General features: G+C 71.7%; 12 protein-coding genes. 7 read left to right on the plus strand and 5 right to left on the minus strand.

Annotated features, from left to right (window positions below):
• Positions 1–2 precede the first annotated feature (2 nt).
• Both ACFY3I_RS16505 and ACFY3I_RS16510 read right to left on the minus strand, forming a co-directional pair.
• Positions 3–863 carry a DUF427 domain-containing protein gene (locus ACFY3I_RS16505; protein ID WP_390861141.1) on the minus strand — a complete coding sequence of 287 codons (861 nt, stop codon included), beginning with the start codon at positions 861–863 and terminating at the stop codon, positions 3–5.
• 49 nt (positions 864–912) lie between these two features.
• Positions 913–1,782, minus strand: coding sequence for an alpha/beta fold hydrolase (locus ACFY3I_RS16510; RefSeq protein WP_390861142.1), 870 nt, complete (start codon positions 1,780–1,782; stop codon positions 913–915).
• Positions 1,783–1,938: 156 nt separating this feature from the next.
• Here ACFY3I_RS16510 and ACFY3I_RS16515 point away from each other — a divergent pair, with 156 nt between their 5' ends.
• The gene (locus ACFY3I_RS16515; protein ID WP_390861143.1) at positions 1,939–2,457 is read left to right on the plus strand and encodes a CGNR zinc finger domain-containing protein; all 519 of its coding nucleotides are present in this window, start codon (positions 1,939–1,941) and stop codon (positions 2,455–2,457) included.
• Between the two features lie 116 nt (positions 2,458–2,573).
• Entirely contained in the window at positions 2,574–3,632 is a 1,059-nt protein-coding gene (locus ACFY3I_RS16520) for a hypothetical protein (RefSeq protein WP_390861144.1), read from the plus strand.
• 49 nt (positions 3,633–3,681) lie between these two features.
• Here the strand turns inward: ACFY3I_RS16520 and ACFY3I_RS16525 are convergent, their stop codons facing one another.
• Complete coding sequence (locus ACFY3I_RS16525; protein ID WP_390861145.1) at positions 3,682–4,650, minus strand: helix-turn-helix domain-containing protein; 969 nt, start codon at positions 4,648–4,650, stop codon at positions 3,682–3,684.
• Positions 4,651–4,953: 303 nt separating this feature from the next.
• Between ACFY3I_RS16525 and ACFY3I_RS16530 the strand changes: the two genes are divergently transcribed.
• The 3 genes from ACFY3I_RS16530 (at position 4,954) to ACFY3I_RS16540 (ending at position 12,932) form a co-directional block, all read left to right on the plus strand.
• A complete protein-coding gene (locus tag ACFY3I_RS16530) occupies positions 4,954–8,655 on the plus strand; it encodes a S8 family serine peptidase (protein WP_390861146.1) in 3,702 nt (1,233 codons plus the stop codon).
• Between the two features lie 318 nt (positions 8,656–8,973).
• Positions 8,974–11,601, plus strand: coding sequence for a hypothetical protein (locus tag ACFY3I_RS16535; protein WP_390861147.1), 2,628 nt, complete (start codon positions 8,974–8,976; stop codon positions 11,599–11,601).
• 62 nt (positions 11,602–11,663) lie between these two features.
• Positions 11,664–12,932: an SGNH/GDSL hydrolase family protein gene (locus ACFY3I_RS16540; protein WP_390861148.1), complete on the plus strand. Its 1,269-nt coding sequence runs from the start codon at positions 11,664–11,666 to the stop codon at positions 12,930–12,932.
• An 86-nt stretch (positions 12,933–13,018) separates the two neighbouring features.
• On the opposite strand, the gene ACFY3I_RS16545 is transcribed toward ACFY3I_RS16540, so the two are convergent.
• Positions 13,019–13,873, minus strand: a complete 855-nt coding sequence (locus ACFY3I_RS16545; protein WP_390861149.1) for a class I SAM-dependent methyltransferase — start codon at positions 13,871–13,873, stop codon at positions 13,019–13,021.
• Between the two features lie 70 nt (positions 13,874–13,943).
• Here ACFY3I_RS16545 and ACFY3I_RS16550 point away from each other — a divergent pair, with 70 nt between their 5' ends.
• Together ACFY3I_RS16550 and ACFY3I_RS16555 are read left to right on the plus strand one after the other, a co-directional pair.
• Positions 13,944–14,222 carry a hypothetical protein gene (locus ACFY3I_RS16550; protein WP_390861150.1) on the plus strand — a complete coding sequence of 93 codons (279 nt, stop codon included), beginning with the start codon at positions 13,944–13,946 and terminating at the stop codon, positions 14,220–14,222.
• A 159-nt stretch (positions 14,223–14,381) separates the two neighbouring features.
• Positions 14,382–15,587: a PucR family transcriptional regulator gene (locus tag ACFY3I_RS16555; protein ID WP_390861151.1), complete on the plus strand. Its 1,206-nt coding sequence runs from the start codon at positions 14,382–14,384 to the stop codon at positions 15,585–15,587.
• A gap of 138 nt (positions 15,588–15,725) precedes the next feature.
• On the opposite strand, the gene ACFY3I_RS16560 is transcribed toward ACFY3I_RS16555, so the two are convergent.
• Positions 15,726–16,277: an HdeD family acid-resistance protein gene (locus tag ACFY3I_RS16560; RefSeq protein ID WP_390861152.1), complete on the minus strand. Its 552-nt coding sequence runs from the start codon at positions 16,275–16,277 to the stop codon at positions 15,726–15,728.
• Positions 16,278–16,427 lie beyond the last annotated feature (150 nt).

Genomic DNA, 16,427 nt, shown 5'->3' on the forward strand with positions numbered 1-16,427 from the left:
TGTCAGCGGGTCGCGACCTCGTCGGTGTCCAGGCCGCGGTCGGCGCCGTGCGGGACGACGCCCTGTCCCGGTTCGGGACGCAGGAGCCCGCCGTCCAGACGGACCTCGACCTTGTCCGCCTCGAAGGACACCAGCCCCCCGATCCGGTCCACCTCGCGGTAGGCGTCGCGGTACGTCCAGGCGGCGCGGTGCGCGTCGCCGATGTCGTAGTAGTCGCACAGGCCCTTGTAGGGGCAGAAGGTCTGGCCGTGAACGGGACGGAGCCAGGTCTCGTCGACGTCGGTACGGGGGACGTACCAGCGCGGGGCGAATCCGGACTCGTAGAGCACGACGGGGTGGAGGGAGCGGGCGATCACGGCGTCGCCGGCACGGACCTCCAGCGTGCGCGTGGTCGTACGGATGTCGATGCGGTGGTAGGCGTCGGCGGCGTGCCCGAGGACGCGTTCGTCCTCTTCGTAGAAGGCGTCCATGGCGCGCCAGGCGAAGGCGAGGCGCCCCTGGAGATCGCGGGCGTGCCGGGGCAGGGCGGTGAACTCCCATGCGGCGCGTTCGGTGACGTGGTCGCCGGCGCGTACCGAGTACCAGGCGGTTTCGCCCAGGTCCCGGTGCCGGGTGGTCCTGCCGCCGGCGACGAGAGCCTTCTCCTCGACGTCGGCGTGGGGGAAGTAGGCGACCGGGTACCGGCCGGGCTCGTGGAGGAGGACGACGTCCTCGCTGTCGGCGATCCAGATCCCGTTGAACCGCACGCGCATACGGCGGCGCAGCGGTTCGGCGAACAGCAGGCGGTCGGGCAGCGGTTCGGGGGTGAGGAAGCGGCCGACGGCGCCGCTGGAGAGGGGGCCTTGTTGCCAGGACAGTCCCATGGGACTCTCCTTCCGTTACCGGGATGGGGGTGCTGGGCGGGGCCCGCCGTCAGGCGAGGGAGCGGGCCAGGAAGTCGCGGATGTGTCCGTTGATGGTCTCCAGGTGGCTCTCCAGGGCGAAGTGCCCGGAGTCGAGGAGGTGGATCTCGGCGTCGGGGAGGTCCCGGGCGAACGCGCGGGCGCCGTCGGGGCCGAAGATCTCGTCGTTCGCGCCCCACACCGCGAGCAGCGGGACCTGCGAGTCGGCGAAGTAGCCGTGGACCCGCGGGTAGAGCTTCACGTTGGTGGGGTAGTCGCGGAACAGCGCGAGCTGGATCCCGTCGTTGCCGGGGCGGTCCAGCAGCGCCTGGTCGTGCACCCAGTTGTCCGGGCTGACCAGGGTGGGGTCGGCGACTCCGTTCAGGTACTGCCAGCGGGTGCTCTCCAGGGTGAGGGCGCCGCGCATGGCGGCCTCGGTCTCGGGTCCCGGGGCGTCGGTGTAGGCGAAGACGCCGTCCCAGAACGGCTTGACGAAGCCGTCCTCGTAGGCGTTGCCGTTCTGCGTGACGATCGCGGTGACGCGGTCCGGGGCGCGCAGGGCCAGCCGCCAGCCGATGGGGGCGCCGTAGTCCTGCACGTACATCGCGAACCGGTCGACGCCCAGCTGTCCGAGCAGGCCGGCGGTGACGTCGGTGAGGGCGTCGAAGGTGTACGGGAAGTCGTCCGGGGCCGGCATCGCGGACTGGCCGAACCCGATGTGGTCGGGGGCGATCACGCGGTAGCGGTCGGCCAGTGCCGGGATCAGGTTCCGGAACATGTGCGAGCTGGTCGGAAAGCCGTGCAGGAGGACCACGACGGGCGCCTGTGGGTCGCCCGCCTCCCGGTAGAAGACGTCGAGGCCGTCGACGGTGGCGGTGCGGTGATGGACTGCGGGCGCCATGGTCCTAACCCTTCTCTCGCTCTTGACTGGTTACCCAACCAGTCGAGCACACTCCACCTAACCAGTCAAGGCGATCAATAGGGTTAGATCTCGGCGGTGCGGAAGAGTGCGGGTGTAACCTTTCAACCGGATCGATGAGGTTAGGAGGAGGCGGCGATGACGACGACCGGCCCGGATCAGCAGGACACGCTGCTGGAACTTCTCAACAGCACCCCCCTGGTCGACGGCGCGGTCCTGGACCTGCTGGCCGACGCCGAGGCGGCCAGGGCCTGGCAGCGGGACCACGGGGGCAGCGGCGGCCGGGAGGAGCGCCGGTACCTCCTCCAGGCACGCGACCTCCTTCGGGACGTGGTGTCCGGCGACCGGCCCGCCACGGCACTGGCGCCGCTCCTCGCGGACGTCACCTCCCACCCCCGGCTGTCCGCCGCGGGCGTGGCCTGGGAAATCGACGTCCCCGCGGCGCGCCGGCTGGCGGTGACGGCGGTCCTGGCCTGGAGCGGGCTCCAGGAGACCCAGCCGGGACGGCTGCGGGCCTGCGCCAACCCCGAGTGCCGGCTCTTCCTCATCGACCGCAGCAGGACCAACCAGGCCCGCTGGTGCTCGATGGCGGTCTGCGGCAACCGCATGAAGGCCCGCCGCCACCACCAGCGCACCCGCGAGGCCACGACCGGCTGAGGCGTGGTCGACCGAGGACGTACAGGCGCTCGTCCGCCCGGCAGAGGCTGCGGCCGCAGGACTGATCGAGCGGTCTCGACCCCGTGGTGTCAGTGCCGGGTCGCATACTGGCGCGCATGAAGATGACGGAGCATCTGCTCAGACAGGCCTGGCGCCGGACGGCCGCGGGCTCCGACCTGCTCGACGACGCCATGCTGCCGCCCATCGGCACCTCACGCCATCAGTACGCACAACACGTGGGTGACACCGGTGGCCTCTTCCTCGTCCTGGACGAGGACGGCACCGTGCGCGGCCACCACGGCCCGCACCTGGAGATCTTCGCCACCCAGGACCTCGACCAGGCGCTGTACTTCGTCGCCGAGGAAGCCGTCCGCGGTCTCGCCGAGCACATCGTGGCCCGCACTCCGGGCCAGGGCCCGGTCGCCAACCTGGTCGCCGGGCAGGCCGGGATGCTGGACCGGATCGACCCCGCCTGGGGAAGCAGGTTCCGCGGCGGCGGCACGGACGGCGCGCCGACGGCGCGACCGTGCGGACGTGACCCGCTCGAACGCTTCGCCTGGATCTCCGGCACATGGCGGGAGCAGGACCCCTACACCAACCTCGCCTTCTTCCGGGGCGAGGGCGTCAGCGCCGAACAGATCGCTCTGCTCCACGGCGCCGACCCCGGACAGGTCGCCGCCGGGACCCGGCTGTCGGACCTGCGCGCCATGGAGGGCAGCGGCCGTGACCACTGGGACATCGCGTGGGAGAGCTGCTGCTTCGGGCAGGCGGGCGACTGGGCGTTCTTGATGTACCACGAGACACCGCCGGGAATCCGGACCGACGGCGCGGCCCTGTCCCGCCTCGGAGTCACCGAGACCGTTCAGCTGAGCGCCACCGCCGCCAAGGCCATCTACACCTTCGACTACACGCGTGACGGCCACCACGTCGACGACGACTGGGGTGCCCTGGAACTGATCTGGTACAAGCGGGGCCGCGCCCCCTACTACCGCGGCGGCCAACTCGACTTCCTGAACCGGGCCGTACGCCGCGCCGAACTGGACCACCCCGAGCTGACCGACGAGTTCGCACTGTACTTCCACGCTCTCGAGACCGCGCTCGGTCTTCAACTGCCCCGGCGGGACATCGAGGAGGGCACCGTCGCGGCCGCACAGTGGGTACGCGGCGGCGTCTGACGGCAGTTCTGGGGTGAACCGGCCCGGCGGCCCGGTCGGCTCGCGGTACTCAGATCCAGCCTCTCTTGGCCGCCTCGACTCCCACCTGGAAGCGGGTTTCGAGGCCGAGGCCGGACGCGATCGCCCCGATCCGGCGGGTCACCGTGCGCGCACTCGTGCCCAACTGCCGCGCGATGGCCTGGTCCTTGTACCCCGCCTGCATCATCTTCAGCAGCAGGAGATCCTGGGGGCTCGGCCCGTCGGGTGCCGCCGGTGCGCTCGCGACGAGTGACTGCGCACGCTGCCAGTAGGAGTCGAACAGCTCGAGGAGCGCGTCGAGCAGGCCCGACTGGTGCACGACGGCGATCCTGTCGTAGCGGCCCGGCACCAGCGCGACCAGCGCCACGCGCCGGTCCATGATGCGTAGTCTGAAGGGGAGTTCGGGCAGGATGCGGGCCTGTTCACCGATCTGCGCGAGGTGGGTGATCAGTTCGAAGCGGCCCGGCTGCGCCAGCGCCTCCTGGGTGTAGACCGACCGTATGTCGACGCCCTGGCCGAGCAGGTCCATCGTCAGGGCCTCCTCCAGGTCGGTGCTGTAGGGGCCGAGATAGGGCGGCCGGTCGAGCACCCAGAAGTGGGTGCGGACCGACTGCATCAGTTCCGCGACGCGCAGCGTGATCTCCGCCTCGCCGGTGATCACCTCCACCAGCCCGGTCGGATCCTCCTGCAGCCGATGGGCGCGGTACTCGTCCGCCAGGTCGTCGACGGTGCCCCACACGGCGGTGAAGGCCGCCTCGGTCTCGGCCCGGCGCCTGGCGAGCAGTGCCCGGAGCGCGGTGTGCGGGCTGACCGGCCGGTACTGGCCGGGTCCTTCCTTCCTCAGCATGCCCAGGTCCACCAGCCGGGAGACGGTGCGTCTGATCCGGCCGGGCGTGGTGCCCAGGGCCGCGGCGATCTCGGCCGCCGTCCGGTCCGACGTGGTGAGGTAGGCGCGGTAGACCTGCTCGTCGAACTCGCTGATACCCAGGGTGCTCAGCACCGGTTGTCCTCCCCGCGATCGCCGTCCGTCCAGCAGTTGGGACGGCCGTGGCGCGAATCGCCAGCTGGCGATGTACGACATGAGTTTGATCTAGACATTCGTCGTTCACAAGCTTTCACTCTGATCGTTCACGCCACCTGCGGACGGCTTCCGGGCACCCCCGGTGCCCACGACCGGTCAGGCGGCGCCACCTGGACGGCAGAGGACGACCGTGCTCTGCCCGACCGCTGAGCCGGGAGAGACCCTGTGAGAGCGCACCACCGCAGACGCTGGAGTGTGCCGGTTGCCGCCGGTGCCCTGGTAATGGCGCTGGCCGGACCCTACGACGCGACGGCCTTCGCGTCCTCGGCGGCCCGTCCGAACGCCGCCGGCCACCCGTCCACCGCATCGTCGTCCACCGCCGCCACGTCCGACCGGGTGCCCGCGGGCGAGCACTCCGTGACGCTGATCACCGGTGACGTGGTCACCACCCGCCAGAGCCCCGGCACCGGCAACAAGGCCGGAGGCGTCGTCAGCGTCCGCGGCGCCGACGGGCACCCGGTGCCGACCCACATCCTGACCGCGGGCGACGACCTCTACGTGTTCCCCGAGTCGGTGCTGCCGTTCGTGGCCAAGGGCGTACTGGACCGGCAGCTGTTCAACATCACGGCCATGGTCGCCGACCGGTACGACGACGCGCACCGCGACCGGCTGCCGCTCATCGTCTCCTACGCGCACACCGCCGACGCCCGGAGCACGGCCGCCGCTCTGCCCGAGGGCGCGACCCGGGTCCGTACCCTCGACGGCATCGGCGGCGCCGCTCTCACCGCGGACCGCGCGCACGCCGCGGACTTCTGGAAGTCCGTGACCGCCACGGCCGACGGAGCCCGCAAGCGGTCCGCCGCACCGGCCTTCGCCGACGGGATCGCGCACATCTGGCTGGACGGCCTCGTCCACGCCGACCTCGCCGACAGCACCGCGCAGATCGGCGCCCCCAAGGTGTGGGCGGGCGGCGACACCGGTCAGGGTGTGGACGTGGCCGTCCTGGACACCGGCGTCGACGCGGGACACCCCGACCTCGCGGACCGTGTCGCCGACCGTCAGAGCTTCGTACCGGACGAGAACACGGACGACCACTTCGGTCACGGCACGCACGTCGCGTCCATCATCGCCGGCACCGGCGCGGCCTCCGGCGGCAAGGAGAAGGGGGTCGCGCCCGGCGCCCGCCTCGACATCGGCAAGGTGCTGGACGACACCGGGTCCGGCCAGACCTCCTGGGTCCTGGCCGGCATGGAATGGGCGGCCGTCGACCAGCACGCCAAGGTCATCAACATGAGCCTCGGCGACGGGGTGCCGTCCGACGGGACCGACCCCCTCAGCCAGGCCGTCGACACCCTCAGCGCCGAGACCGGCGCGCTGTTCGTGGTCGCCGCGGGCAACTCCGGGGCACCCGACACCGTCAGCGCACCGGGCGCGGCGAGCGACGCGCTGACCGTGGGAGCCGTCGACTCGGCCGACACACTGGCCGGGTTCTCCAGCCAGGGCCCCCGCGTCGACGGCGCGCTCAAGCCGGAGATCACCGCCCCCGGCGTCGACATCCTCGCGGCCAACTCCCAGTTCGACGGGAACGGCGAGGGCGCCTACCAGACCATGAGCGGCACCTCCATGGCCACGCCCCACGTGGCGGGCGCCGCCGCGCTGCTGGCAGCCGCCCACCCCGACCTCACCGGCAGCCAGTTGAAGGACCTGCTCGCCAGCAGCTCCCGGCAGACCCCGCAGTACGACGCCTTCCAGGCGGGCAGCGGCCGTCTCGACGTCGACGCGGCCGCGCACGCCGGTGTCTTCGCGACGGCGACCGCGTACGCCGCGCAGGTGGCGCAGGGTCAGGCCGGCGGAGTACAGCGCCCGGTGACGTACACCAACACCACGGACAAGCCGGTCACTCTCGCGCTGAGCGTCGACGCGGCACACGCCCCCGCCGGGGTGTTCCGGCTCTCCGCCTCCCAGGTCACCGTGCCGGCACACGGCACCGCCGGTGTCACCGTGACGATCGACGGCTCGGGCGTCACCACCGGCGGCCGGTACAGCGGCCAGGTCGTCGCGAAGACCAGGGCCGGCGAGGTCGCGGCACACACCGCCGTCTCCCTCGGGGACGTCGAGCACAAGCTGACCATGCGGTTCAAGGATGCCCAGGAGCGGCCCATGTCCGGCGTGGTCGAACTCCTCAGGTCCGGTGAGAGCTCCCCGGACTTCGTCGTGATCGACGAGTCCGGCACGGGAGAGATGTACCTGCCGGACGACGTGTACTCGGTGCTGTCCTTCAAGACGGTGCAGGGCGTCCACGGACCCCACTCCTGGGGCATGGCGCTGCTCGGCGACCCCGACGTCCGCATGGACCGCGACACCACCGTCACACTCGACGCGTCCAGGATCGGCCGCGTCGACATGACCACACCCCAGCAGACCGAGACGACCTACCAGCGGCTGGACTACACCCGCCTGATGGGCGGCCAGGTCTGGCGCGACTACATGGAGACCCAGACCAACTACGACAGCCTCTGGGCCCAGCCGACCACCCACAAGGTCACCCACGGCGACTTCTACCTGGCGGCCCGCTGGCGCAAGGAGCAGCCCGCGCTGTCCGTCTCCACCAGGACCGCCGACTTCACCGACGTGCTGCGCCAGGACGGCGTCACCCCCCTGCCCAAGGGCACCGTCAAGCTCCCGTTGGTCTTCGCCGGGCAGGGCGCGACCACGGACTACGCCCACCTCGACGCGCGCGGCAAGGCCGTGGTGGTACGCCGTAACGACGACGTCTCCGACATGGACCAGGCGGCCGCCGCGGTGGCGGCGGGCGCGAAGCTCATGCTGGTCGTCAACAACACGGACGGCCGCGGCTTCCGGTCCTACAACGCGCCGTTCAGCTCGACGCCCGTCCGGCTGGACGTCGGTCTGCTCAGCACCGACGAGGGCGAGAAGCTGGTCGGTCAGGCCCGGGCCCGGGGCGCCTCGGTCACGGTCGGCTCCGCGCCCGTGAGCCCGTACGTCTACGACCTCGACCGGACCTGGCACAACGAGATACCCGCCCACCTGGTGGTGCAGGGCAGCGCCAAGAACCTCGCCCGGATCGACGAGACCTTCGACAGCCCGGCACCCGGGACCACCGGCGGCGAGTTCCGGTTCGACTGGCCCGACTACAACGACTGGGCGATCGGCTCGATGATGCCGGAACCGGTCCGGGGCAAGCGCACCGACTGGGTCTCCACCGGCGGGTACAACAGCTGGAGCCAGAGCGCCTACGCGGACGGCATGGTCTTCGAGGCCGGGGCCAAGACCTCCTACCGGGCGGGCAGCACGCAGTCGGAGGAGTGGTTCAAGCCGATCGAACGGCCCTACCTGAACGACACCTACAGCATGCCCACGCGCACGGGTGACCACCTGTACCTCGACACCCCGGCCTGGGGCAGCCGCACCCATGTCGGCATGAACCAGATCGACGGCGGGGCGGAGCAGCGCCAGACCCTCTACCAGGGCGGCACGCAGCTGGGCACGGGCACGTTCACGAACGTCTCGGGCGACGCACCCGGCGCCGGACCACTGCCGTACCGGCTGGTCGTCACCGCCGAGCGCGACGTGGCGTTCACTCCGTACTCCTCCAGCACACGTACCGAGTGGGACTTCACCTCGAAGGCCGCGGCGGACGGCTCGGCCGCGGTGCTGCCGCTGGTGCAGCTCGACTACGAGGTCGGCACGGACTCGGCCGGGCGGGCCGGACGGCACGACTTCCTGTCCGCCACGGCCGCTCAGCTGCCGGGCGCCGTCGGTCCGGGCCGACTCGGCGCGGTCACCCTGGAACTGTCCTACGACGACGGCGCGACGTGGCACAAGGCCACCTGCGACCACACCGGGCGGTTCCGCCTGGACGCGCCGAAGAAGGCGTCCTTCGTGTCGCTCAGGGCGAGCGCCCGGGACTCGGCGGGCAACGCGGTGCACCAGACGGTGATCCGGGCGTTCGGCCTGCGCTGACACACCGTCACGGATCGCACGTGAGGTGAGAACGGCCCGTCCGGGGCCCTGTGCCCCGGACGGACCGTTCGCCGCTCCGCCACCGGCACGGGCAGGCGCACAGTGACGGCCGTCGGCCGTCCGCCGGACCGGCAACGGCCCGTCTCCCGCCGGGATCCGCGGTCCGGACCACCCGGCCGGTGTCGAGGAGGCCGCGCCCCTGTCCGCCACAGATCGGATGTCGACAGATAATTACCGTCCCAGACCTAGGACTTGAGCCCGAGGTTCCGTACATTCATCGGATGTCTGAGCCGTCGCACGTCCTGTGGGAGATCGATCATGCGCACCGTTGTCGCCGCGTGCCTTGCCGCCGCCGTGTCCTGCCTCGGTCTCACCGGCGGCCCGCCCGAAGCCGTCGCCGCCGACGCGTCGACCCACGCGCCGGACACCTTGCATGCCGCACCGGACGGGCGCGGCTCGGCCTGCGATGACCGCAACCCATGCAGTCTCGAGACCGCTCGCGACCGTGCGAGATCTCTCGTCCCGCACGCCCCGGGCGACGTCGTGGTCGAACTGGAGGGCGGGACCTACCGGCTCACCGTCCCCTTCCGGCTGGGCGTCCAGGACTCCGGCCGGCCCGGCCACCCGGTGGTGTACCGGGCGGCCGCGGGGCAGACGCCGGTGCTGAGCGGCGCGACCCGGATCACCGGCTTCTCGCGCGTCGACACGGCGAAGAACATCTACCGGGCCAGGGTTCCCGCGGGCACCGCCGGCCGGGAGCTGTTCGTGAACGGGACACGTGCCGACCGCGCCCGCGGGCCGCGCGACCCGTCGGGTTTCTCGGTGACCTCCACCGGCTTCACCACCGCCGACCCCTCGTACGCGGCGTGGACGAACCCCGCGCGCGTCGAGGTCGTCCGCAACAGCGGCTGGAAGCAGATGCGCTGCCCGCTGGCGTCCATCACCCGCTCCGCGTCGGGCGGTTCGGACCTCACCGTCGATCCCGGCTGCTGGAACAACAACCACAACGCCGTGCCCAACCCGAGCTTCCCCTTCAACGGCGCCGGACTGCCGGCCATGGACGGCGTCAGCTGGCTGGAGAACGCGTACCAACTCCTCGGCACGCCGGGCCAGTTCTACCTGGACGAGGACGCGGGGTACCTCTACTACGTGCCGCGCGCGGGCGAGAACCTGGCGACGGCGGACGTCGAACTGCCGGTGGCGCCCGAACTCCTCGACGCCTCGGGCACCCCGGGACACCTGGCCCCCGTCAACGACACCGACTGGCGGGCGGAGTACACCGGCGACTGGGGCTACTCGGACGGCCGGCACCTCGGCGACCTGAACGCGGACGTGCACTACACCTCGAAGGACGGCGACGCGGTCTCCTACACCTTCACCGGCACCGGGATCCAGGTGCTGTCCGAGACCAACTCCGACGAGGGCACCTCGGACGTGTACGTCGACGGCACGAAGGTCTCGACCGTCTCCGGCGACGGCCCGGAACGCCTGGCCCAGCAGGCCATCGTCTCCGTCACCGGACTGCCCAAGGGCAAGCACACCGTGCGTGTGGTCAAGACCGGCGGCACCTATCTGCTCGTCGACGGATTCACCGTGATCCCCGACGTCGTGGCACCCGTGCACGACCTGGTCTTCTCCGGACTGACCTTCGCCCACACCACATGGAACGCCCCGTCCGCCGAGGGTTACGTGGACAACCAGGCCGGGATCCTCTGGGACCCGGCGACACGCACACCGATCCGCATCCCCGCGGCGGTCCAGGTGCACCGGGGCGCGCGGATCTCCTTCTCCCACGACGTGGTCCGGCACACCGGGACAAGCGGCATCGACCTGGCCGACCAGACACAGGACTCCACGATCGAGGACAGCTCCGTCACCGACACCTCCGGCAGCGGTGTCTCGGTCGGCGAGGTGGACGACTACTACCAGACCGACCCCGCCCTGATGACGAGCGGCAACACCGTCTCGGGCAACACCGTGCGGTTCCCCGGCCAGGAGTACCAGGACGCGGTAGGCGTCTGGGTCGGCCACACCAGGGCGACGACCGTCTCCCACAACGACGTCGGCTACACCCCGTACTCCGGCATGTCCATCGGCTGGGGCTGGGGATGGACGTCGAACTGCACACTGCAGGCCGCGCAGGGTCTGCCCGACCCCTGCCTGCACGGCACCACGTACGCCGGCGGCAACAGGATCCTCGGCAACCACGTGCACAGCGTGATGGGCGCGCTCTTCGACGGCGGTCCGATCTACACCCTGGGCGGCCAGTCCGCACCCTCGGAACTCGCCGGCAACGTGCTGTCGGAGTGCATCGACGGCTGCAACATGATCTACCACGACGAGGGCAGCTCGCGCTGGAACACCCATGACAACGTGGTGCGGTTCGCCAACGGGTCGCTCTGGACGAACCTGTGGACGCCGAGCATCCACGACGACTCGATCCACGACAACTACAGCGACACCGCCTCCTACAACAACAGCGGCACCGACATCGAGTTCCAGCAGGCCACCGTGGTGACCGACGGGAACTGGCCGCCGGCGGCGAAGGCCGTCATCGAGGCCGCGGGCCCCGGCACCCTCCCCGGCGGGACCGTCGACGACGACGACCTGCGGATCTCCTACACCGGCAGCTGGTCCTCCAGCGGCTCGCGCGGCTACGGCGACCTCGACGACGGCGTGCACTACACCCAGCACGACGGCGCCGCCGCGACGATCACCTTCAGCGGCACCGGGATCAGTTTCCTCACCGAGACGAACTCCGACGAGGGCGACATCGCCGTCACGCTGGACGGCCACGCCAAGCGGACCGTCAGCGCGAACACCCCGCAACGCCACGCCCAGCAGAGCGTGTACACGGTCTCCGACCTGCCCGCCGGCACCCACACCCTGACGCTCACCAAGGCCGGCGGCGACTACCTCCTGGTGGACGGCTTCACCCTGAACTGACCGCGGTCCCGGACAACTCGTCGCCACCAGGCCGGCCATGCGCCGGGAGAAGGGAAACACCCATGCTTGCCGCATCCAGACACAGGCTGCTCACCGTGCTGACGGCACCGGCCGCGGTCGTCGCACTGCTCGCCGGCGCACAGGTCGCCGTGGGCCGGACCGCCGGCTCCCCGGCCGCCGAGTCCACGTCGTCGCACAGCCAGGTGGCGCAGGGCCGGCGGGTCGCGGCCTGGTCGCCGAGCATGACGGCCGGCGGACCGAACTTCGACGACCAGACCATCCGGATGGTCGCCCACTCCACCGTGGAAGGCGGCGCACTGCGCATCCACCTGTCCAACCTGCGCGGCACCATCCCGCTGTCGGTGGGCACCGTCACGATCGGCGCGCAGGCCGGCCGGGCCACGGCGGTCGCCGGGTCACTGCTCCCGGTCACCTTCGCCCACCGGCGGTCCGTGACCGTCCCAACCGGCGGGGAAGTGGTCAGCGACCCGGTGGCGATGCACGTCAAGGCCGACCAGAGCGTACTGGTCAGCGTCTACCTGCCCCGTGCCACCAGTTCCGCGACCTGGCACTCCGACGCCTTCGACACCAGCTACCTGTCGGGCCCGGGAGACCACACCGGCGAGGCCTCCGACGCGTCCTACGTCGCGGCGAGGACCTCCTGGTACTACCTGTCCGGGATCGACGTCGTCCCGGCGCGGGCGAGCGGCACCGTGGTGGCCTTCGGCGACTCGATAACCGACGGCTACAACACCCCGGCGGGGGCCTACCACCGGTGGCCCGACGACCTGGCCCGGCGGTTGGCCGCGACCCGTCCGATGGCCGTCGTGGACGCCGGCATAGGCGGAAACCGCGTCCTGACGGACGTCCCCAACATCTGGCAGGGCGTCAGCGCCACCAAGCGCTTCGCCCACGACGCGCTCGGCCAGCCGGGAGTGCGGGACGTGATCCTCCTGCAGGGCATCAACGACATCGGCAACAACGCCGGCCCCGGGGGCAAGCCCCTGACGGCGGGGGACCTCATCGACGGCTACCGCGGCCTGATCCGGCAGGCGCACGCCGCGGGAGTCCGCGTCATCGGCGGCACCATGCTGCCCGACAAGGGCAACGGCTACTACAGCGACTCCGCGGAGGCGATCCGCCAGGAGGCCAACCACTGGATCCGCACCAGCGGGGCGTTCGACGGCGTGGTCGACTTCGACAAGGCCGTCGCCGACCCGGCCGACCCGGCCGCGCTCACCCCGGCCTACGACTCCGGCGACCACATCCACCCGAACGAGAAGGGCATGCAGGCGCTGGCGGACGCGGTCGACCTCTCCCTGCTGAGGTGAGCGGCACCTCGCCCGTCCACCTTCCGCCACGCCCCGCCCCGGGCCGCGCCACGCGGCCCGGGGCGGGGCGTTCGCCGCGTGACGCGTCATGCGGCCGCCGCGGTGAGGAACTGGGTCTGGATCTGGACCGTGGTGCCGTCCACCGGCAGCCGGAAGTGGTCGACGGCCGTCGTCCCGGCGGCGTCCTCGACCTGCCAGCCGTGCTGTTCGAGGAGGGTCAGCCAGGCGTCGCGCGTCCGGATGCCGCGCAGGGGGCCGGCACCGTCGAACATCACGTCGTCCACCGTCGAGACGACGAGTGACGAGTCGAGGCCGGCGGGGTGCACCTCGGCCGTGAGGGCCAGGGTGCTGCCGGCCGCGGTGCGGGTGGAGATGCCGGCCAAGAGCCGTTCCACGTCGTACGGTCGCAGGAACAGGACGAGGTGCTCGGCGATGAAGAGGGACGGTTGCGCGGCGTCGTGCCCGGCACGGGCCAGGACGTCGGCGACGTCGCCGGTGGCGAAGTCGACCGCGGCCAGGGTGACGTGGCTGACGTCGGTGTCCAGGGTGACGTGGCTGACGTCGGTGTCCAGGGTGCGGAGGCGACGGGCCTTGTCGGCGACGACGTCCGGCAGGTCCAGGTCGAAGAACCGCACCCCGGAGTGCCTGAACCGCAGTGCGCGGTCGTCGTAGCCGGCCCCGAGGTTGACGACCTGGCGGGTTCCGGCGGCGACGGCGTTCAGTACGAGTCGGTCGAAGTAGGGGGCGCGTGGCGCAAGGAGGCCGAGGGACAAGGAGATGTCGCTCGGTTCACCGGACGGGTCGACGGCCCGCAGGCCGTCGACGAGCGTACGACCGGCGGTGGCGTCCCCCTCCGCGGTGCGCGGGCGGTCCAGCTCGGCACGTCCGAGCGCGCACACCTCGCGGATCATGGTCAGGGTCTTCTCTGCTCGGGTCGTCATGGAGGACGTTCCTCTCGGTGGTGCGTGCGCTGCCGAGGCCCGCGGGTCAGGACCTGCCCAGGGGCGGCACGTGGCCCCCGCGTTCCGGCTCACCGCGACCGTGACCCTGACCCCGCTGCTCACCGACGCCTCCGGCTCGGTCTCTCCGCTCGCCCCCGTCCGGGCCACCACCGGCGGATGGGCCGTGCCCTGGACCCTCCTGGTCGTGGTCCTGGTACTGGCCGCCGCCGGCACCGCGTGGCTGCTGCTCGCCCGCCGCGCCCGCACCCGCCGCACCCGGCGGGAGAACGCCCGCGTCCGGAAAGCGGTCGAGGAGGCCCTGCGCGCCCAGGAAGCCCGGAACCACTGACCGGCGCCCCCCCCGCGGGCGCCCGTCCACGGGGCGGTGGCGTGCTTCCCGGACACCCACCCCCCGGCACTTCGGGTCTCGCGTCGCCGCACACCTCCGGGACGGAACGGAACACTCGTTCCGCGGGGTGGGCGGGGCTGATGTGGCAGGATCTTGCCCGTGAACGGGGTTCCCCCACCTGACCGGGGCGCGGCGGGTCATGATCTGCGGGCGGTTCTGGAGCGCCTCGACGTCGGGGTCGTGGTACGTCGCATGGCCACCGGGTTCGACCGGCTGACGGCCTACACGAGCTTCGAGTGGCCGGTGGACCGGGCGGCCGTCGTGCGATGGAACGTCGAGCTGCTGCTGCGCTGGATGATCAACGGATCCCCGCCCGACGACTACTTCCGGGCCGAGCTGCACGAGTTCCTCCGCGCTCGCGCCGTCGCCGGCCAGCCGATCGAGGACAGCATCCTGGTCTACCGGCGCGGAGTCCGGATGTTCTGGGAGGCGCTGCTGGATCTGGCCGGCGACGAGGACCGGGCCGTGCTGCTCGCCGAGTGGGACACGGTCTGGAGCTGTGCGGAGGACTACCTCGACCTGGTCGTCGACGTGTTCGTCCAGGCTTACGCCGACCAGCGGGACGCGCCCTCGACGGCAGGCGACCGGCGGGCTCGTGCCCTGTTCGACAGGCTGTGCGCGCGGCTGCCGGTCACGATCGAGGACCGGGACCGGGCCGCCCGGCTCGGGTTCGCCCTGGAGGAACCGTACCGACCCTTCACGGCCCGGCTGGCCGGGGCTTCCGTCGGCAGCCACGCCGACCTCGCCGCACGGCTGCGCGCGGCGGGGGTGCTCGCGTTCACCGAGGGACTGCGGGTCACCGGGCTGACACCGGAAGGCTTCGGCTGGACGGCGTTCCTGGAGGACCCGCGGCTGATCCTGGCGCAGGACCCGCCGCTCGCCCGCGACCGGCTCGGGGCGGCGGTCGACGGCCTGAGAGCGCTGGTCGCCATCGCGGCCCGGTCCGGGCGGCGGGGCCGGGTGCGCGCCGACGAATACCTGCCCGAACTGCTCCTGGCCGATTCGCCGGGAACCGCCGACCGCCTGGTCCGGCGGGTCTTCGGCCCGCTGGAGCGGGCCGAGGCCGTGGACCTGTCGGACACGCTGCGATGTCTCGCCCGCCACGGCTTCGACACCACGGCGGCCGCCGCCGCGTTGCCGGTGCACCGCAACACGCTCCTCTACCGGCTGGGCCGGATCGAGAAACTGACGGGGCTGTCGCTCAGGGACCAGCGCGACCGGACGGTCGTACTGCTCGCGGTGATCTGGGAGAACGTGGCCGCGGACGTGCGGTCGGCCTCGAAGCCCGCGGACCTCCCCGAGTAGACCGGTGCGTGCCGGAGCCGCGCCGAGGCTCTCGCACCGCCCTCCGGCCGAACGGCCCGCGGCCCCCGAGGCGTGGCGGGCATGCTGCCGTGACCGGGCTCGGGGGCCGCGTGGTGACACGAGGGGCGAGGGACGGGATCAGACGGTTCGGACCAGGATCCGGATCCGGCGGGCCAGGCCGAGCTGCATGGCGCCGAGCATGATCAGCCACAGGCCGGCGAGGAAGGACAGCGTCAGCAGCGAGAGATCCGGCCAGACCAGCAGGGTCAGGCCCGCGAGGACACCGAGAAGCCCGATGAAGACGGTCCATCCTCGCCCGGGCGGACCGGGGTGGTCGATCGCCGCGAACACGGCCGTGAAGCCGTCCACGATCCAGTAGACCCCGAGCAGCAGTCCCAGGGCGAGCACGGTGATCAGGATGTGCCGGACGGAGTAGAGCCCGAGCACCAGACTCACCACGCCGAGGACCGCCGTGAGAGTGCGGGCGGTGCCTGTCTCTCCCAGGCTCGCGGCCCCCACCAGGCGGAATATCCCGGTGGCGATCAGCTGGGCGCCGATGATCACGGCGAGCGCCACGAGAGTCGGGCCGGGCCAGGAGACGGCGGTGACGCCTGCGGCGATCGAAGCCAGCCCGTAGAGCAGGTGCCAGATCCAGGAACTGCCCAAGCGGGCGACGGGACTCGTTTTCATGCCGCGAAGCTATCGACGCCCCCGGTGGGCGAAGTCCCAAAATCGCGCCGCGACTTCGTGCCCGTGCACAAGAGCGGAGGGCGTTCAATGTGTGGGCCGGGACCACCTGCGAAGGGCGGGCGGTGCCGCCGGTCCGGCCCGCACGAGGTG

The organism is Streptomyces sp. NPDC001068 (assembly GCF_042897315.1).
GTDB lineage: Bacteria > Actinomycetota > Actinomycetes > Streptomycetales > Streptomycetaceae > Streptomyces.